The sequence below is a fragment of the Cellulophaga fucicola genome (assembly GCF_900119145.1).
In the GTDB taxonomy this organism is placed as follows: Bacteria; Bacteroidota; Bacteroidia; order Flavobacteriales; family Flavobacteriaceae; genus Cellulophaga; species Cellulophaga fucicola.
In genome coordinates, this window is the sequence record NZ_FPIY01000002.1 from 486137 (window position 1) to 506734 (window position 20598).

The 20598-nt window shown below is 33.5% G+C and carries 18 protein-coding genes and 1 riboswitch; of the genes, 1 reads left to right on the forward strand and 17 read right to left on the reverse strand.

The features are described from left to right. Positions 1–4 precede the first annotated feature (4 nt). The 3 genes from BT107_RS08480 to BT107_RS08490 form a co-directional block, all read right to left on the reverse strand. Positions 5–865: a prephenate dehydrogenase gene (locus tag BT107_RS08480; protein ID WP_072303355.1), complete on the reverse strand. Its 861-nt coding sequence runs from the start codon at positions 863–865 to the stop codon at positions 5–7. An 81-nt stretch (positions 866–946) separates the two neighbouring features. Beyond that, positions 947–2089, reverse strand: coding sequence for a pyridoxal phosphate-dependent aminotransferase (locus tag BT107_RS08485; RefSeq protein WP_072303356.1), 1143 nt, complete (start codon positions 2087–2089; stop codon positions 947–949). After that, complete coding sequence (locus BT107_RS08490) at positions 2086–2913, reverse strand: prephenate dehydratase (protein WP_072303357.1); 828 nt, start codon at positions 2911–2913, stop codon at positions 2086–2088. The genes BT107_RS08485 and BT107_RS08490 overlap by 4 nt, the downstream gene beginning before the upstream one ends. A 414-nt stretch (positions 2914–3327) precedes the next feature. On the opposite strand from BT107_RS08490, the gene gldA reads away from it, so the two are divergent. Continuing rightward, positions 3328–4218 carry a gliding motility-associated ABC transporter ATP-binding subunit GldA gene (gldA, locus tag BT107_RS08495; RefSeq protein ID WP_072303358.1) on the forward strand — a complete coding sequence of 297 codons (891 nt, stop codon included), beginning with the start codon at positions 3328–3330 and terminating at the stop codon, positions 4216–4218. Here gldA and BT107_RS08500 read toward each other — a convergent pair. The 14 genes from BT107_RS08500 to BT107_RS08565 form a co-directional block, all read right to left on the reverse strand. Continuing rightward, positions 4208–5296, reverse strand: coding sequence for a serine hydrolase domain-containing protein (locus BT107_RS08500; protein WP_072303359.1), 1089 nt, complete (start codon positions 5294–5296; stop codon positions 4208–4210). The two genes, gldA and BT107_RS08500, sit on opposite strands and share 11 nt — an antisense overlap. Before the next feature lie 19 nt (positions 5297–5315). Next, entirely contained in the window at positions 5316–6122 is an 807-nt protein-coding gene (locus BT107_RS08505; RefSeq protein ID WP_342039453.1) for a head GIN domain-containing protein, read from the reverse strand. A 4-nt stretch (positions 6123–6126) separates the two neighbouring features. Beyond that, positions 6127–7215 (reverse strand): acyloxyacyl hydrolase, encoded by a 1089-nt coding sequence (locus BT107_RS08510; RefSeq protein WP_072303361.1) that lies wholly within the window; start codon positions 7213–7215, stop codon positions 6127–6129. A gap of 84 nt (positions 7216–7299) precedes the next feature. Further along, positions 7300–8253, reverse strand: a complete 954-nt coding sequence (gene metF, locus BT107_RS08515) for a methylenetetrahydrofolate reductase [NAD(P)H] (protein ID WP_072303362.1) — start codon at positions 8251–8253, stop codon at positions 7300–7302. Between the two features lie 120 nt (positions 8254–8373). Then, positions 8374–11064 (reverse strand): methionine synthase, encoded by a 2691-nt coding sequence (metH, locus tag BT107_RS08520; RefSeq protein ID WP_072303363.1) that lies wholly within the window; start codon positions 11062–11064, stop codon positions 8374–8376. Position 11065: 1 nt separating this feature from the next. Then, positions 11066–12070, reverse strand: coding sequence for a homocysteine S-methyltransferase family protein (locus tag BT107_RS08525; RefSeq protein ID WP_072303364.1), 1005 nt, complete (start codon positions 12068–12070; stop codon positions 11066–11068). Between the two features lie 194 nt (positions 12071–12264). After that, a riboswitch (SAM riboswitch) is annotated at positions 12265–12382 on the reverse strand. A 124-nt stretch (positions 12383–12506) separates the two neighbouring features. After that, entirely contained in the window at positions 12507–13568 is a 1062-nt protein-coding gene (locus BT107_RS08530; RefSeq protein WP_072303365.1) for an NAD(P)/FAD-dependent oxidoreductase, read from the reverse strand. Between the two features lie 38 nt (positions 13569–13606). Further along, positions 13607–14191: a precorrin-2 dehydrogenase/sirohydrochlorin ferrochelatase family protein gene (locus BT107_RS08535; protein ID WP_072303366.1), complete on the reverse strand. Its 585-nt coding sequence runs from the start codon at positions 14189–14191 to the stop codon at positions 13607–13609. 63 nt (positions 14192–14254) lie between these two features. Beyond that, on the reverse strand, positions 14255–15037 hold the full coding sequence (gene cobA, locus BT107_RS08540) for a uroporphyrinogen-III C-methyltransferase (protein ID WP_072303367.1): 783 nt from the start codon (positions 15035–15037) through the stop codon (positions 14255–14257). Positions 15038–15041: 4 nt separating this feature from the next. Continuing rightward, positions 15042–17132 carry a HEPN domain-containing protein gene (locus tag BT107_RS08545; protein ID WP_072303368.1) on the reverse strand — a complete coding sequence of 697 codons (2091 nt, stop codon included), beginning with the start codon at positions 17130–17132 and terminating at the stop codon, positions 15042–15044. Between the two features lie 106 nt (positions 17133–17238). Next, the gene (locus BT107_RS08550) at positions 17239–18486 is read right to left on the reverse strand and encodes a sulfate adenylyltransferase subunit 1 (protein ID WP_072303369.1); all 1248 of its coding nucleotides are present in this window, start codon (positions 18484–18486) and stop codon (positions 17239–17241) included. A gap of 95 nt (positions 18487–18581) precedes the next feature. Then, entirely contained in the window at positions 18582–19520 is a 939-nt protein-coding gene (gene cysD, locus BT107_RS08555) for a sulfate adenylyltransferase subunit CysD (RefSeq protein ID WP_425291842.1), read from the reverse strand. Between the two features lie 54 nt (positions 19521–19574). Next, positions 19575–20198 carry a phosphoadenosine phosphosulfate reductase domain-containing protein gene (locus BT107_RS08560; RefSeq protein ID WP_072303370.1) on the reverse strand — a complete coding sequence of 208 codons (624 nt, stop codon included), beginning with the start codon at positions 20196–20198 and terminating at the stop codon, positions 19575–19577. 20 nt (positions 20199–20218) lie between these two features. After that, positions 20219–20482 carry a DUF2061 domain-containing protein gene (locus BT107_RS08565; RefSeq protein WP_072303371.1) on the reverse strand — a complete coding sequence of 88 codons (264 nt, stop codon included), beginning with the start codon at positions 20480–20482 and terminating at the stop codon, positions 20219–20221. Positions 20483–20598: the final 116 nt, after the last annotated feature.

The following is a 20598-nucleotide window of genomic DNA, read 5'->3' on the forward strand; positions in this document are numbered from 1 at the left end:
TTACTTAATTTTTATTCTGGGGTATTCCGTTTAATATTTCTTTTATCTTATTTGCACTATCCATCTCGTCATAAATACCCTGATAATTATCTTCTAAAATCATCTTTTTAAAGGCTTCTAGATTCTGGATGTATTCTTCTAATGTTTCTAGAACATTTGTTTTATTCTGTTTAAAAATTGGTGTCCACATTGCTGGTGAACTTTTTGCCAAACGCACAGTACTCTCAAATCCACTCCCGGCCATATCAAATATATCACGTTCATTCTTTTCTTTCTCAATAACCGTCTTTCCTAACATAAAAGAACTAATGTGAGATAAATGAGACACATAGGCTATGTGTTTATCGTGCGCATCTGCATTCATATACCTAATGCGCATTCCCATTTTCTGAAAAATATCTAACGCTCTTTCTTGTAATTTAAAAGCCGTTTTTTCTACTTCGCAGATAATATTTGTTTTTCCCTTAAACAAATTTTCTATAGCTGCAGACGGACCAGAAAACTCTGTTCCTGCAATTGGATGACACGCTATAAAATTTCTTCTTTTAGGGTGATTTTCTACTTCTTTACAAATTAAACCCTTTGTAGAACCAGCATCTAAAACAATTGCATTATCTGTAACTGCATCTAGTATTTTTGGCAATTCTACTACCATAACATCTACAGGAATACTAACTATTACCATATCTGCCAACTCTAAATCTTTATAGGTTGCTTTCTGGTCTATTACACCTAAAGAAATTGCCTCTTCTAAATGTGCATCGTTAATATCTACACCATAAATTTTAGCGTTAGCATCTATTCGTTTAATATCCTTGGCCATTGAGCCACCTATTAATCCTATGCCAACTACAAATACGTTCATTCTTTGTTATATATAAGAGAGAAATTTATTAGTCGTAAAAATTAAAATACCTTTTAACTAAAACTACTTTTCTCTATTTCTTTAAAATCTACTAATTGCTTCTTTTATTTTATCTTGAGTAACACATAACGAAAAGCGTATATAACCTTCTCCATTGCTACCAAAAATTGTTCCTGGCGTTATAAATACATTTTTGCTATACAATACTTCATCTATAAATTCTTCTGATGAAACACTACCCGTTGGCAGCTTTGCCCAAACAAACATACCTACTGCATTTTTATCGTATGTACAATTTAATTTATCTGCTAATTGAAAAATTAAATCTCTACGACTAGCATATACTTTATTTAAGTCTGAGAACCAATCTTTACTACTTTTTAAAGCTGCTATTGCTCCTTTTTGTATGCCATAAAACATACCAGAATCCATATTACTTTTTACTTTTAAGACTGCATCTAAATGCTCTTTATTTCCTAAAACCATACCTACACGCCAGCCAGCCATATTAAACGTCTTACTTAAAGAGTTTAACTCTAAAGCACAATCTTTGGCGCTCTCTATACTTAAAATACTTGTTGGTGCATTGTTTAAAACAAAACTATAAGGATTGTCATTTACCAATAGAATATTATTTTTTAAGGCAAATGCAACTAACTTTTGTAATTGTTCTTTAGTTGCCACAGCTCCTGTAGGCATATGCGGGTAACACACCCACATTATTTTTACTTTAGACAAATCTTGTTTTTCTAAAGCGTCTAAATCTGGAAACCAATTATTCTCTGCAACCAAATCATAATACAAAGGTTCTGCACCAACTAAATTAGTTACAGATGTGTATGTTGGGTATCCCGGATTTGGAATTAATGCTGCATCACCTACATTTAAAAAGGCCATACTAATATGTAAAATACCTTCTTTAGAGCCCATTAATGGTAAAATCTCGTTAGCTGGATCTACATTTACATTAAAGTTAGACTTGTAAAAGGCAGCTATACTTTCTCTTAATTCTGGCAATCCTTGGTAACTCTGGTATTGGTGTGCACCAGCATCATCTACAGCATTTTTTATGGCATCTACAACAACTTTAGAAGGTGCTAAATCTGGACTTCCGATTCCCATATTAATAATAGGTCTTCCTTCTGCCACTAAACCACGTACCTCTCTAAGTTTTTTAGAAAAATAGTATTCTTGAATGTGTGCTAATCTATCTGCGGTTTTCATTCTCTTCCGTTTTTGTATTCACCTAAAATCTTAAACTCTTCGGCCATTATTTCTAATAAAGCCTTTGCTTTTTTATAATCTTTATACTTTAAAAAAGTAACATCTACAAAGAACGAGTACTTCCAAGGCTGCTCTATAACTGGCAAGGATTGTATTTTTGTTAAATTTAAATTACAATCGCTCATTACATTTAAAACAGCTGCTAAACTACCTCGTTTATGATCTAACACAAAACGTAGAGACGCCTTATTAATTTCTTCTTCTGGCAGTTCTTTATTTTCTTTTTTAAGAATGATAAAACGTGTTGCATTATTAGATATCGTTTGTATCTCAGATGCTATAACCTCTAAACTATACAGTTCAGAAGCAACTTTAGGCGCTATTGCTGCTATACCTGTTAAACTATTTTCTTCTATACGTTGAGCTGTTTCTGCTGTATCTACAGACTCAACCAACTTTATATGCGGATAAGCTTTTAAAAATTCTTTACACTGCAACAATGCCATTGGGTGTGAGTGTACTTCTTTTATATCCTCGATTTTTTGACCTTTTAAAGCCATTAAATGATGGTGAATGTTTAAATAATGCTCACCAATAATGTGTAGATCATTATTATAAACCAATGCATAATTAGGTATTATAGATCCTGCAATAGAATTTTCTATAGCCATAACCGCCTTGTCTGCATAGCCCGTCATTAATTGATGAATTAGCTCATCAAAAGAAAGACACTCTACCAATTCTACCTCTTCACTAAAAAACTCATTAGCTACTTGGTGGTGGTTAGAACCCTTTATACCCTGTATTGCTATTTTTAATGCCATCACTTTTTTATCTACTTAAACTTCACTTTTTTGCATAAAAAAAGTCCCGTTATGTACGGGACTTTTATTTATATCTATATTTAAAATATACTACAACAGTCCCGCACCTCTCTTAAAAAAGAAGTAAAAATAAAAACCGTTCCAGAAATATCTTGTGTTCATTATTCGTGTAATATATGGCTAAGGTAATTATTAAATTTAAAAAACAAATTTTATTATTCTTTTTTTTAGCACATCTAACATTATTTAATACTACTGTTATTTTTTTAACATAAAATTAAGATATCGATTTTCACAAACGTTAATATTATGTTAATAACAATTACGCTTAACCCTTAAAAAAGGAATACAATTCCTATTCCTTTTAAAAACAAAATTCACTTATTTACGTTATTTTTGATAAAAAATATAGGTATGTCTATTTCTGTACAAAACATCAGCAAAACATTTGGGAACCAAAAAGCATTAGATAATGTTACTTTCTCTATTAATAAAGGAGAAATTGTTGGCTTTTTAGGTCCTAACGGAGCAGGTAAGTCTACACTTATGAAAATACTTACTACCTACATTTTAGCAGACAGTGGAGATGCACAAGTAAATGACTATAGTGTAGCAGATAAAATTAATGTACAAAAAAGCATTGGGTACTTACCAGAACACAATCCGCTTTATTTAGATATGTATGTAAAAGAGTACTTAGCTTTTAACGCAAATGTATATAAGGTATCTAAAGCAAGAATTGCTGAAGTTATAGAACAAACTGGTTTAACTCCTGAAGCACACAAGAAGATAGATCAACTATCTAAAGGATATAGACAGCGTGTTGGCTTAGCTGCAGCTTTGTTACACAATCCTGAGGTATTAATACTAGATGAACCAACTACTGGTTTAGATCCTAACCAACTATTAGAAATACGTAAACTTATTAAAGAAATTGGTAAAGAAAAAACCATTTTACTATCTACACATATTATGAAAGAAGTAGAAGCAGTTTGCGACCGTGTGGTAATTATTAATAAAGGTGTTATTGTTGCTGATAAAAAATTAAACGAACTTAGAGACTCAACTGAGCAAATTATAGAAGTAGAATTTGATTATAGAGTTGAAGAGCAATTACTAAACAGGTTGCCAAATGTAGTTACTGTTAAAAATACTGCTGGTTTTGTTTACGAAATTACATTTGATACTGATGTAGATATGCGCCCTGCTGTTTTTGATTTTGCACACGACAACCAATTAAAAACATTACAACTTAGTCGTAAAAACAAAAACTTAGAAAGTTTATTTACAGAAATTACAAACTAAGCTCTTTAGATTTTTCTACAAACTCCAGTACAACCTCATCTAACACATCTTGTATATTAGGGTTAGTACAATTGGTTAGTATGCTTATTACTAAACCTTGCTTAGGATACACAAAAAAGTTTGAGTAACCACCTACGCCATTACCAATATGGCCATAATACGCATTACCTTTTTTATCCGTACTTACTTGCCAACCCAAACCGTAGTATGTAGACTCGCCTATTATTTTTTCAGCAGTTAAAAATTGTTGTTGCGTAGCTTCTTGTAAAAAACCACCTTTTAAATATGCGTTTCCTAATTTAACAATATCTGTTGCTGTTGATAAAAAACCACCACCAGCAAGCTTGTAGTAATTATTAACCTCCATTGCTTTTCTAAAATCGGATCTTCTTTTAGAATAAAACTCAGTAATGTACGGAATCGGTTTTCCTTTTACCTCAGCATATGTATTTTGCATTTGTAAAGGATCTAAAACTCTTTTTTGCACATACTCTTCAAACGGAATATCACTAGCCTCTTGCATTGCTAATGACAATAAAACCCAATCATAACTATTGTAATGGTAATTTATCCCTGGCTTAAAAAGCAAATCATCATCCTTAAAAATAGTGATACTCTCTTTAATGGCATATGGTACATTTAAACCATACTCTTTACCTCTGTACCCACGTATACCTGCGGTATGACTAGCCAATTGCCTAATTGTAAAGTCGCACTCTTTTTTAGGGTAATAAGGAACATAGGTATAAAAAGATTCCTCTAAATCTATAATACCCTCTTGTACCATTAAAGCTAAAGCAGTTGCTGCAATGGGTTTAGAGACACTTGCGATTCTAAAAACTGAAGTATTAGGGTTAATTTGTGTTTTCTTTTCTATATTAGAAAACCCATACCCTTTATTAAAAATAGCTTTATCGTCTTGTGTTACTGTAATAGCAATACCTGGAACTTTGGTATTACTGATTAAAGACTGTAATAAATTATCAATTTTATTATAACTTGTATATTGAGAAGATTCTTTTGGTTTAGAACCACCAATTCTGTTAGAAAAATAAGAAAAGAATCTTTTAAAACCCAATGTTAAGTAGTTTTAGTTATTACTCTTTAAATATAAGCTTTCCTTTGTAAAGTACTTCTACATCTACAACAGCTGGCTTATTATAGCTAATAACATCACCAACACCTTTAATTGTACCAGAAATACTTTCTTGAGGGTTTACTAACATATCATTAGAGCTTCTATGGTTTACACTTACATTTTTAGCTATTAAATTTTCTGCATTTAATCTAGAGTCACCCGCAGCAAAAACTACATTTAAACTTTCGGCCGTTCCTTTTAATTGAAAATACGCCGCACCGTTAGAAACTATAGAAACTTTAGTTCCAGAAAGTTCTAAATTAAAAGATCCTGTTGTAAAGTCGGCCTCTGGATTTCCAAAATCTTCAGATAAAAGAGATAAATTAGAATAGCTTAAAACTCCATCACTAGTAATACCCAAACCAGTACTACTACGTATAGATGTTATATTTGGTGCAGTTACATAAAAGGTAGTTAAACCATAGTCTCTAGTAAAATTACATCCGTTAGTGTTGGTTAGTAAAAGTCTACCATCTACAACCTCTGCGTTAATATCGTTACGTAAATATTCTCCTGTTTCTACTTCTACCTTCTGTATTGGTCCCTCTTTTAAAACAAGTGCACTATTTTCAAAAACTGTAATGGCAGTAAATTCATCAACTATAATTTCTTCTTTTATTATATCTCCTGCATTCTGAAAACAATCAGATACATTTTCACTATTACAACCATACATTAAAACAAGTGTTAAAGTGTATAGTATAATAGATTTACCCGTAATTTGTAATCCTATATTTTTAATCGATTTTCTTGTAATCATCTTCATATTTTTAAAAATGGATTCCAACTCCAAATTCTACGGCTTCTGCTTTAGCTGCATGAGCCTTTAAGGTAACAGCACCAAAAACTTTATCACCAAAATAACGCTTCAACCCTATTCTGTTATACATTCTCCCTTCAAAATCAAACGGATAATATACATAATATCCTAACTGAGCTACCACAGACATTTGGTTTATATACAACTCGTGACCTACAAAAACACCTACACGTTTATAATCGTCATTAGGATCTACATTTTTCTCTGGAAAAGCAATTGAATTGTACACAATTAACTCTTTTAAAAACTTAGAAAAGAAAACATCTGCTCCTAACTGAAAACCACTTTTTCTACCTATTCTCTTATCTGCATAAGCAGATAAAATATAAAATGGAGATTGTCCTAATCCAATAACATCACTTTCATTAATACCTCCTCTAAAGGCAACATTAAAATGTATAGGCTGTTTGTAATTGGTAGTATCGTTAACCGTAGTATACTTTATTTTTTTACCTCCGTCTAAATCGTACGTTAGTCCTGCATTTAGTGCAATGGTATTTGTAGATGTATTTGGTGCTTTAAAGTTTGCATTAGAATAATGAATTAATGTTAGTCCGGCTTTAAAACCTAAACCCTTATAAATATTCTCTTTCTGATAATTAACCATTAGGTACGTAGAACTTAAAATATCAGAACCATAAGCATTATTTCTAAAGTTAGTTACCTTATCATACGGGTTGGTTGTATATGCCAAACCCTGACCAACTCTAAGCTGTACATTGCGTTTAAAAAAATAGAAGTTATAATGCGCATATGCACCATAGTTTTTACCCAAGGTACTATTATTCATATCTTGGTAAATAAACGAATATCCTAAATCTGGATAGTTATAAAGTTGTTGCCAAGCTTCATCTCCAAACGTTTTTTTATTATAGCTTAAAATTAAACCTGCAGGATGCGCGGCTATTAAATGAGAAATACTGTTATTATGTAGTGCTATAGAACCATAAAACTGATTAGCATCTATAACTATTTTACTCTTCTGCTGCGCAAAACAACCAACAGAAAACAGGGAAATAAAAAGGATTCTTATATTCATCGCGTGCAAAAATAGCAATTTTAGACCTATGCCTAATATTTATAGGCTAATACTTACAAAAATAAAAACACAGGTCTAAAATCATTAAAAAAGCTGACTTGCAATAGCCTTAACATTATCAGACTTACCCATAGAATAGTAATGCAAAACAGGAACACCAGCCGCTTTTAATTCTTTAGATTGTTGCACAGCCCAATCTATACCAACCTGTCTAACAGATTTATTATCCTTACAATCTTCTACTGCATCTACTAAATCTTGTGGTAGATCTATTTTAAAAACCTGGGGCAATAATTGCAAATGTCTTTTTACTGCAATTGGCTTTATACCCGGAATAATTGGCACATTAATTCCAAAATCTTTTGCCGCTTTTACAAAAGAGAAGTACTTTTCATTATCAAAAAACATTTGTGTAACCACATAATCTGCACCAGCATCTACCTTTTGTTTTAAACGTTTTAAATCTGTTAGTAAAGAAGGAGCCTCTATATGTTTCTCTGGGTAACCAGCAACACCAATACAGAAATCGGCACAATTATCTGTCTCAATAACCTCGTGTAAATAAGAACCACAATTTAGTTTCTGTATCTGGTCTACCAAACTCACAGCATATTGGTGTCCGCCTTTTGTAGGCTCAAAATACTGTTCCTCTCGCATAGCATCACCACGTAGTGCCATTACATTATCAATACCTAAATAGTGACAATCTACTAACAAATATTCTGTTTCTTCTCTTGTAAAACCACCACATAAAACATGCGGAACCGTATCTACATCATATTTATGTTTTATAGACGCACAAATACCAACCGTTCCTGGTCGCATACGTGTTAACTTCTTATCTAATAAACCATCTCTATCTATATAAATATATTCTTCTCTAGACGTAGTAACATCTATAAAAGGTGGCTTAAATTCCATTAGCGGATCTATGTTTCCGTACAATTCCTGAATATTTCTACCCTTAACAGGCGGTATAATCTCAAAAGAAAATAAGGTCTTCCCTTTTGCGTTTTTAATATGGTCGGTTACTTTCATCTCTTTACTTTATTTCTTTATTGGCGTTCCTACGGTCGGGCTTTCGGTAGTCGCTTTTTATAGGTAAAAACTATAAAAGAGCTTCAACAATACCTTAATCCCTAACGCAGCAACATAACATTAATCATCTGCTATATTTGGCGCTAACCATTTTAAAGCAACTTCTAATTCTATATTTTTACGAGTAGCAAAATCTGCTACCTGATCTTCTTTTATTTTCCCAACTCCAAAATAACGCGCCTCTGGATTTCCAAAATAATAACCAGAGACCGATGCCGCTGGCCACATAGCCAAACTATCTGTAAGCTCTACACCTATAGTTTCTTTAACTTTAAGAATATCCCAAATAGTAGGTTTCTCTAAATGATCTGGACACGCAGGATATCCTGGTGCTGGTCTAATACCTTTGTACTCTTCTTTAATTAAAGCCTCATTATCTAAAGCTTCATTGCTAGCATAACCCCAATGTGTAGTTCTAATTTCTTTATGTAGGCATTCTGCAAAAGCCTCTGCTAATCTATCAGCCAAAGCTTTTACCATAATAGAATTATAATCGTCTAAATCTTTACGGTACTGCTCTGCTATTTCTTCTGCCCCAAATCCTGTACTTACACAAAAACACCCCATATAATCTTCTATCCCAGTTTCTATTGGCGCAACAAAATCTGACAACGAGAAATTAGGTTTACCTGCATACTTTTTTAACTGCTGACGCAAAGTTCTAAATGTATGTTCACCATTTGGCGTTTCTAACACTATATCATCATCATTAATAGTATTGGCTTTAAACAAACCAAAAACAGCTTTTGCAGTAAGTAGTTTTTCATCTATAAGTTTTGTTAGCATTTCTTTAGCTTCAGCAAATAAATCTGTTGCCTGCGTACCTACAATTTCATCTGTTAAAATATCTGGATACTTGCCGTGCAATTCCCAACTTCTAAAAAATGGTGTCCAATCTATAAACTCTCTAAGCTTATTTAAATCGTAATCTTCTATAATCTGAATACCTAATTGGTTGGGCTTTACAATCTCAGACGTTTTCCAATCTATCTTATACTTGTTTTTACGCGCTGCCTCTATAGACAAATACTCTTTATGTTTTGTACGTTTTAAAAACTGTTTTCTAAACTCTTCGTAATCTAGTTTTATAGTTTCTTTATACTTTTCTCCTGTCTCTTTCTTAAGCAAATCTCCAACAACAGTTACTGCTCTAGATGCATCGTTTACATAAACAACAGCATTTTTATATTGAGGGTCAATTTTTACAGCAGTATGTGCTTTACTTGTAGTTGCGCCACCAATTAACAAAGGCACACTAAAATTCTGACGCTCCATTTCTTTGGCTAAAAAAACCATTTCATCTAAAGACGGTGTTATCAATCCGCTTAAACCTATAACATCTACGTTGTGCTCTTTTGCTGCTTGTATAATTTTCTCTGGTGGCACCATTACACCTAAATCAACAATCTCATAATTATTACAAGCCAAGACCACACCCACAATATTTTTACCAATATCATGTACATCTCCTTTTACGGTAGCCATTAATATTTTACCAGCATTTTTAGAATCTCCTTCTTGCGGGTTTCTAAGTTTCTCTTCTTCTATATAAGGCAGTAAATAAGCAACTGCTTTTTTCATTACTCGTGCCGACTTTACAACCTGCGGTAAAAACATTTTTCCGCTACCAAACAGATCACCAACAACGTTCATCCCAGTCATTAAATGACCTTCTATAACTTCTATTGGTTTGTCTACACTTTGCCTAGCGGCCTCTATATCTTCAACTATATATTGATCTATTCCTTTTACCAAAGCTCTTGTAATACGATTCTGTATTGGTTCTTCTCTCCAAGATAAGTCTACCTTATTCTCTTTTGCTTTACCAATTACAGTCTCTGCAAAATCTAGCAAACGTTCCGTAGCATCGTCTCTACGGTTTAACATTACATCTTCTACGCGCTCTAATAAATCTTTAGGAATATCATCATAAACCTCTAACATTGTTGGATTTACAATACCCATATTCATCCCTGCTTGTATAGCGTGGTATAAAAAAACCGAGTGCATAGCCTCACGAACAGGGTTATTACCTCTAAAAGAGAACGACACATTACTAACACCACCACTTACACTACAATGCGGTAAGTTTTCTTTAACCCAAGCGGTAGCTTCTATAAAGTCTATAGCATTAAGCTTATGCTCGTCCATACCTGTAGCAACAGGAAATATATTTAAATCAAAAATTATATCTTCAGGAGCAAAGTTTACCTTCTCTACTAAAACGTCATAAGATCTTTTTGCTATTTCTATACGTCTTTGGTAATTATCTGCTTGCCCAACCTCATCAAAAGCCATTACAATTACAGCAGCACCATAACGCTTTATAAGTTTTGCATGGTGTATAAATTCTGCTTCGCCTTCTTTAAGACTTATAGAGTTTACCACGCATTTACCTTGCACCACTTGCAAGCCTGCTTCTATAATTTCCCATTTAGAACTGTCTATCATTATAGGAACCCTAGAAATATCTGGCTCGGCAATAATTAGATTTAAGAACTTAACCATAGCTTCTTTGCCATCTATAAGTCCGTCATCCATATTAATGTCTATAATTTGCGCACCACCTTCTACTTGGTCACGTGCAACATCTAGTGCCTCCTCGAATCTCTCTTCTTTTATTAATCTTAAAAACTTTTTAGAACCAGCTACATTGGTACGCTCACCTACATTTATAAAGTTGGTTTCTGGCGTTACCACTAAAGGCTCTAGTCCGGATAATTTTAAATATTTAGGTTTTAGATCTTTCATACTACGCAGTTTCTAAAGAAATATTTCTGGGTTTGTAATCTTTTACCATGTTGGCAATAGCACTAATATGTTCTGGTGTTGTACCACAACAACCGCCTACAATATTTACCAAACTCTTTTCTACATATTCTTTTATTTGTTCTGCCATTTGTTCCGCAGTCTCATCATACTCACCAAAAGCATTTGGCAAACCTGCATTTGGATGCGCAGAAACACCAAAATCTGTTTTTGCTGCCAATACCTCTAAATGCGGTACTAATTGGTTTGCTCCTAAAGCACAATTAAAACCAACAGATAAAATAGAAATATGACTAATAGATATTAAAAAAGCTTCTGCTGTTTGCCCAGATAATGTTCTGCCAGAGGCATCTGTAATTGTACCACTTACCATTATAGGCACATCTATATTACGTTCTTCTTTTACTTCTTCTATTGCAAAAAGTGCTGCTTTTGCGTTAAGTGTATCAAAAATGGTCTCTACAAGTAAAATATCTACACCACCATCTAACAAAGCTTCGGTTTGCTGCTTGTATGCTATTCTAAGTTCGTCAAAAGTTACACCTCTAAAACCTGGATCGTTTACATCTGGAGACATACTTGCCGTTTTATTGGTTGGCCCTATGCTACCAGCTACAAACCTTGGTTTGTGTGGTTCTTTAGCGGTAAACTCATCTGCTACTTGCTTTGCAATACGTGCCGACTCGTAATTTAGCTCGTACACTAAATCTTCCATAAAATAGTCTGCCATTGCTATGGTTGTACCAGAGAATGTGTTGGTTTCTACAATGTCTGCCCCAGCGGCAAAATATTTACGGTGTACTTCTGCTATAGCTTCTGGTTGAGTTAGAGAGAGTAAATCGTTATTACCTTGTAATGGGTGTTCCCAGTCTGCAAAACGTTTGCCTCTAAAATCTTCTTCTGTAAATTTGTAGCGCTGCAGCATTGTACCCATGGCACCGTCTAGCACTAAAATTCTTTCTTTTAATATGTCTTGTATCTTTTTCATTTTACCGTTGAATCACTTTTGCGTTAAGCATTGAAGCGGCATCTTTTTGGTGCAACGGTTTGTAAAACCTGTTTGCTTAACCAAAAAATACAGCAAAAAGCCTGGCCATTTGTGCTTGCTAACAAATGGAACGCTATAAATAAAAATATCAAGTAAGGTAAAAAGAGGAGACTGTGAATGTCTTTCTAATTTGTGAGTTATCTGCCGTGTTGTTTTGTAACAACGTAGTAGAATGTAGCACCTTCTTTAAATAAGAATAAAGGGTTGCTAAGGTTTCATTGGGTCTAATCCCTCCACCTTTCTTGATAACGTTTTCAGTCTATTAATGAACTAATTGAGCCGCAAAGTAACAGCACAACTTTATTATAACCAAATATTGTTGGTTATTTTTAAGCCTATATGCATTTTTTACACATATAGGCTTAAAATTGTAATATTATGATATGCTTTGGATTACTTCTTTTTTTGCTTCTTTTTTAGAACCATCAAAACCTTCTACACCACCTACGGTTGTGTATTTCATTACGTATCTTTTACCTGGATTTATAATTTGATAAGCGCTTTGGCACATTACCGCAGCTTCATGAAAACCAGATAAAATTAATTTTAATTTACCTTTATAAGTGTTTACATCTCCAATTGCGTATACGCCTGGAATATTTGTTTGGTAGTCGTAAGAGTTATCTACTTTTATGGCATTTTTTTCTATCTCTAATCCCCAATTTCCTATTGGCCCTAGTTTAGGTGACAAACCAAATAATGGAATAAAATTATCTACCTCTACATAGCTTTCTCCTTTTTCTTCGTCGTTATATTTTACAACAACTGCTTCTAGGTTATCGTCTCCATATAACTTGGTTACTTGTGCCTCTGTAAACAGTTTTATTTTACCAGACTTTGCTAGTTCGGCTGCTTTTTCTACTGAGTCTAACGCTCCTCTAAACTCATTTCTTCTGTGCACTAAAGACACTTCTGATGCTACGTCTGCTAAAAAAATTGCCCAGTCTAAAGCAGAATCTCCACCACCAGCAATAAGTACTTTTTTATCGCGATAAACCTCCGGATCTTTAATCATATAAGCAACACCCTTATCTTCAAAATTAAGGATATTATCTATCTGCGGTTTTCTAGGTTCAAAAGAACCTAAACCACCTGCAATTACAACTACTGGCGCATTGTGTTTTGTACCTTTATTTGTTGTTACTACAAACGTACCATCTTCTAACTTATCTAAAGTATCTGCTCTTTCTGCTAATGTAAAACCAGGTTCAAAAGATTTTATTTGCTCCATTAAATTAGTCACCAAATCACCCGCTAGTACTTCTGGAAAACCAGGAATATCATAAATTGGTTTCTTTGGGTAAAGCTCTGAACATTGTCCGCCTGGTTGTGGTAATGCATCTATTAAATGACATTTAAGCTTTAATAAACCTGCTTCAAAAACTGTAAACAATCCTGTTGGTCCTGCACCTATAATTAATATATCTGTCTTAATCATAATTTATGTTTAATATTGAGCCTTTGCTCCTTTATGCTTTACTTCTCTTTTTTATCTACTAACGAACTGGTAATCTGATTCATCTTATCTACTTTTTCTTCAAAATCACCTTTTATGGTTTTTCTGTAGTCGTTTAAGTTTTGAACCATTTTATTAATATCTTCTGGTATTACGTCTTCAAAAAACTGACGTAAACGTTTTGCTGTTGTTGGCGACTTACCATTGGTAGAAATTCCAATTTTTACATTGCCCTTTGTAACAATTCCGCCCATATAAAAATCGCAATACGGAGGGTTATCTGCTACATTCACTAATTTAAACTGAGCTCTACAATCTTTATATACCTGAACATTAACTTCTACATTATCTGTAGTTGCAACCACCATATGTTTGGCATCTAAATAACCAACATTGTACACATCTGTAATAGTGGTGACATTAAATTTATTTGCCAGTTCTAGTGTTTTTTCTGCATACCAAGGAGAAACCATTGTTACAACAGCATCTGGACTTGACTTGGTTAAAAAACGTAGTTTTTCTTCTGCCACATTACCACCACCTACAATTAGCACGTGTAGTTGAGACGTTTTTAAAAAAACCGGATATAAATTATTGCGTTCCATTACTCTGTTTTTAGTGTTATCATTTTGTTTACTTCTTCAAAAATAACCAATTAGCTACAACACTTAATTTACTACAGCTTCTTTTATTTTTACTTCTTGTTGTACTTTTTGCAATTGTGCTCTATGCCTAACAACCTCTCCAATTACAATAATTGCAGGATTAGACAACTCATTTTCTTGCACTACTTTTTCTATGGTTGATATGGTACCAACGCCAACTTTTTCATTAGCTGTTGTTCCGTTTTGTATAATAGCTACCGGTGTTTCTGCTTTACCTTCTTGCTGAAATAATTCTACTATTTCTGACAATTTACCCATACCCATTAAAATTACTACTGTTGCGCTAGACTTTGCAGCCAAATGTACATCTGTAGATAATTTATGGTTTTTAGTTGTTCCTGTAATTACCCAAAAACTCTCTGAAGCTCCTCTTTTTGTAACTGGTATATTTTGAAAAGCTGGTACTGCAATTGAAGAAGATATGCCTGGAACCATAGCTACTGCTACACCGTGACTAGCGGCATACTCCATTTCTTCTGAGCCACGACCAAAAATAAATGGGTCGCCACCTTTTAAGCGCACTACATTACCGTGACTTTTTGCCCTACTAACAATAAGCTCATTAATTTGCTCTTGTTGGTAAGCATAACATCCTTTTCTTTTGCCTACAAAAATTTGCTCTGCATTGGCAGCATACTCTAGTAAATCTTGATTCACCAAAGCATCAAACAAAACAACATCTGCATTTTGCAATGCTTTTATAGCTTTTAGCGTAATAAGCTCTGCATCTCCCGGACCTGCACCAACAACTGTTAGCAACCCTTTTATGTTTTGTTTGTTTGCCATAATTTTAAGCTTCTGCTAATTCTTTTTCTCTATATTTTTGTACTACTTCTAAAAACACTTTAGAATCTTTAAGGTATGCTTCTGCAAACTCTTGTGTTGGTTTGTTACTTTTTATTTGCAACGCCAACTCCTCAAAAGAAGTTTTTAATTCTATTAAACCATTGGTCACAAAATGAGTATCAAAATCTTTTATAATACTTATATGTGTGTTTGTTTTTGTGTTCTGCGCTGTAAGCAATGCTTTAGCTGAGTTTACCATTGCAGAATACGAATGAAAAATACTTGCAGACCATTTTTTATCTTCTAATGCTATTGCAGCATTTTCTATTTTTTCTTCACTCTCGAATAATAAAGTCGCAATTAAATCTATAACAACACCTGCACACTCACCTACACCAATAGCTTTTTCATAACGCTCTGTATTTCCCCAGTCTATAAAATCTTCCTGAGTTAAATTATCTATAGCTGTTAAGTGCTTAAGAAAATCGTAGAAATAGTGTTCGCCTTTTTCTTTGTAGTATTCTGTAAATGATTGTCCGTTTGCATTGGCGTCAAAATCGTTTAAAATTAAACGTAGTGCCTCTGGTCCTCTTTTACTTGGCACTTTTACAACTTTATCTGCAAATACACCGTTACCATCTCCTAAATTACCACCACCTAACAATACTTGTAAAGCAGGTGCTACCAACTTATCTTTAGTACGTACAGACATTCCTTGAAAACCTATGTTTGCCATATTGTGCTGACCACAAGCATTCATACATCCACTAATTTTAATAACAACATCTTCATTGTTTATGTATTGTGGGTATTCTGCTGTAATAACACGCTCTAACTCTGCAGCAATACCTGTACTACTTGCTATACCTAAATTACACGTATCTGTACCAGGACAAGCTGTAATGTCTGATGCCTTATTATAACCCGCTTCTACAAAACCTAATTTTTCTAATTCTGTATAAAAGAAAGGTACTAGCTCTTCTTTTACATAGGGTATTAAGATATTTTGACGTAGTGATAAACGAAATTCTCCGGCTGCATATGCATCTACTAAATCTGCTAATTGACGTGCTTCTTCAATATAAAAATCGCCTAACTTTACTTTTATACCTAGAGCAACGTAACCTTCTTGTTTTTGAGGAACAACGTTTGTGTTTTTCCATTGCTCAAAAGCAACTGTATTTTTAATTATTACTTCTGGTACTTTAGCATTTGCTACTTTTACCTTTGGATATGCATCTACATCTATAGGAAAAGAATCTTGCGGAATTGCATTTTGTTCTTCTTCTAACAAAGCCCTAAAACCATCTAAACCTAAATCTTTAAGTAAAAATTTCATTCGCGCTTTTGCTCTACTCTTACGTTCACCATATCTATCAAAAACACGAATAACACCATCCATTAACGGAATAATTTTATCGGCTTCTAAAAAGGTATATAATTCTTCTGCATGGCGTGGCTGCGAACCTAAACCACCAGCTAAAAGCACTTTAAATCCTCTAACTCCATTTTCAATTTTAGCTATAAAACCAAGATCATGCATATAAGAAAGTCCCGTATCTGCATCACTAGAAGAGAAAGAAACTTTAAATTTTCTTCCCATTTCTTGACTAATAGGATTTCTTAAAAAATACTGAAACATTGCGTGTGCATACGGAGACACATCAAAAGGTTCGTCTACATCTATACCAGCAGTTTCACTAGCAGTTATATTACGTACTGCATTACCACAAGCCTCTCTAATAGTAATATCATCTTTAGCCAATTGCGCCCATAATTCTGGTGTACGCTCTATATCTACATAATGTATTTGTATATCTTGACGCGTAGTAATATGTAAACGTCCTGTAGAATATTCTTCAGACACATCGCAAATACGTTTTAGTTGTGTAGACGTTACTTTTCCGTAAGGTAGTTTTATACGAATCATTTGTACGCCTGGCTGACGCTGACCATAGATCCCACGAGCCAAACGCAAGCTTCTAAACTTTTCTTCGTCTAATTTACCGTCGTTAAACTGTCTAATTTTAGCTTCTAAATCAATAATATCTTTAGCTACTACTGGGTTTTCTATTTCTGTTCTAAAACTTTGCATCTGTCTGTTATTATAGCTTTTTATAATTACTATTATCCTATAGGTCTAATAGGATTTTAGATAAAAGAATGCTTAAAAAAAGCATTCTTTTTAGTATTTCTTCAACTTAATTTATAAATCCTGCACCAGCCGTTGTATTGGTTTGTGCATCAATTAAAATAAAAGCTCCGTTAGATTTATTATCGTTATAACTATCAAAATAAATAGGCTTGCTAAGTTTTATACTTACTTCTCCTATTTCGTTTAGAGATAGTTTGTTCTTGTTTTCTTGCTCTCCTGTATAATCTGTTGCAATAACACTGTTTATGCTGTCTATTTTAGATAGTACACGGTTGGTGTTGTGCTGTACAATATACTTTGTTCCTGGCACTAGGTTTTTACTATCCATCCAACAAACAGTAGCTGTAACTTGCTTTTCTATTTTTGGAAGTTCATCTGTTTTAACCAACATATCTCCTCTAGTAACATTAATATCACCCTCTAAAGTTATGTTTACAGAGCTACCTGCAGGTGCCTCTTCATAAGAGGTATCAAAAAAGAAAATCTCTTTTATTTTAGATTGAGTTAAAGAAGGTAAAACTGTTACAGCATCTCCAACTTTTAAACTACCACCAGTAATTTTACCAGCGTATCCTCTAAAATCGTGAAACTCGTCTGTTTTTGGTCTAATTACTGTTTGTACAGGAAAACGAACCTTACCAGCGTCATAAACATCTTGCGCCTCTAATTCTTCTAAATGCCCTAAAATTGTATCTCCATTGTACCAAGACATTGCATCCGTTTTGTCTACAATATTGTCACCTTTTAAGGCACTAACAGGAATATAACTAACTATTTGTTCTCCATAAGTACTCTTAGCATTTAGTGCTTCAAAATCTTTTTTGATGTTATTAAACACCTCTTCTGAATAATCTACTAAATCCATTTTATTAACAGCAACAATTATGTTTTTTACACGTAATAAATTATTGATAAAAAAGTGGCGGTATGTTTGCTCTATAACACCTTTTCTGGCATCTATTAAAATGATAGCTACCTGAGAAGTTGATGCACCTGTAACCATATTTCTGGTATATTCTACGTGACCAGGTGTATCTGCAATAATGTAACTTTTAGTTGGTGTTGAGAAATAGATATGAGCAACATCTATAGTAATACCTTGCTCACGTTCTGCAACTAAACCATCTGTAGCTAATGAAAAATCTAGGTAATCGTACCCACGTTGTTCACTACTCTTTTTAATGGCTTCTAATTTATCTTCGGTAAGCGATTTTGTATCGTAAAGCAACCTACCAATTAAGGTACTTTTACCATCATCTACACTACCTGCTGTTGCTATTTTTAGTACGTTCATTTTATGTGTATTAAGTATTAAGTAGCAAGTACAAGACTTTATTACTCTTACTTTTTGTTTTAAACTTATTTTTTAACTTGTATACTTTGGACTTACTAAAAGTATCCTTGTTGTTTTCTTTTCTCCATAGCAGCTTCAGAACGCTTATCATCTATACGTGCACCACGTTCAGAAATTTTAGAATCCCTAATTTCTTCTACTACCTTATCTATAGAATCTGCTTTAGATAAGACGGCCGCTGTACAAGACATATCGCCAACTGTTCTAAAACGAACCCAACGTTCTTCTACAACCTCATCTTCTGCTCTAAAAACAACATCATCTTCTGCAGACCAGATTAATCCATCTCTTAAAAATATATTTCTTTTGTGTGCAAAATAGATAGATGGAATTTCGATATCCTCTTTCTGAATATAGCTCCACACATCTAACTCTGTCCAGTTACTAATAGGAAAAACACGTACATTTTGTCCTATTTCTATGGTACCGTTTAACATATCAAACAATTCTGGTCTTTGGTTTTTTTCATCCCATTGTCCAAAATCGTCACGAACAGAAAAAATACGTTCTTTAGCTCTCGCTTTTTCTTCATCTCTACGAGCACCACCAATACAAGCATCGAACTTAAATTCTTCAATAGCATCTAAAAGCGTAGTAGTCTGCAACATATTTCTACTTGCATACTTCCCCGTTTCTTCTACTACTTTTCCTTGATCTATAGAATCTTGTACATTTCTTACAATAAGCTCTACACCCAATTCTTTAACCAATTTATCTCTAAAAGCAATAGTTTCAGGAAAATTATGTCCTGTATCTATATGCATTAACGGAAAAGGAATTTTTGCTGGCCAAAATGCTTTTTGAGCCAAACGTACTAGTGTAATACTATCTTTTCCTCCAGAAAACAATAATACAGGTTTTTCAAACTGTGCTACTACTTCTCTAAAAATGTAAATAGCTTCGTTTTCTAAAGCATTACCTAATCCTTGTAATGAAGCATTAGTTGTTTTCTGTGGTTTTATTTCGTTTATCAATGTTTCCAAATCTTGATTTTTTAATATTGTGTTTATTTTAGTCCTTAGTACTAATTAGGTGTGTAAACCACACTCTCTATTTTCTAATACTTTAGTTGGATCAAAATATTTATGTTCGTTTGGTAAATTACGTTCTGCTAAATATGCGTCTAATTGCACATCTGACCAGTGGTAAAACGGACTTACTTTTAAAATTCCGTCTTTACTTAAGCTTAAAATCCCTAAAGAGTCTCTAAGTGCAGTTTGTCCTTTTCTAAGGTTTGTAAACCAAACATCTGGCTTATGCTCTGCCATTGCTCTTTTAAAAGGCTCTAACTTAACTTGCTCTGTAAATTCTTTGTGTTTTGGGTCGTCTATAGATGGTATACCCATTATAGCATCTCTATGTGCACTTGTTTGTAAAGGCACGTATAATTTTACATTAAGATCTAACGTAGAAATTAACTCTTCTGCGTGTTTGTATGTGTTTGGTGTATTGTAACCAGTATCACACCAAATTACAGGAACATCTTTCTTTATAGCTGTAACTGCATTTAGTATAGCAACCTCATACGGTCTAAAGTTAGTAGTAACTACAGCATTTCTAGCATATTCAATTGCCCAAGAAATAATTTCTTCTGGCGGAATACCTCTAAACTGAGCATTTAAATTCTTTATTATATCTTCTGTAAAACCCATTTTGCTATACTTATACGTTCTTATTTACCCCACTTAATTGAATTCCAAACACGTTCGTGAAAAAAATACAACACCATTTTTGTACCCAATTCTATTATACCAATAGAGAACGCTAATTTTAATGTTCCTGTAACAAACCAAGAAATTAAAACAGTATCTATTGTACCAACTATTCTCCAGCTAATAGATTTAATTATGCTCCTTTTAGGACTCTCTGACTGTTTGTCTGACTTGTAACTTCCTTTAGAAGTTTCTTTATTTAAAATCAATTGATCAGCAATCATTTCGTTAATTTTTATTACCCTATTTAATTACTAGGAATTACAAATGTAAAACTTTTAGGGACATAAGTTGTTAAAAAACATATAAATCCTATCGTTTTAGTAGATTAATAAAAAAT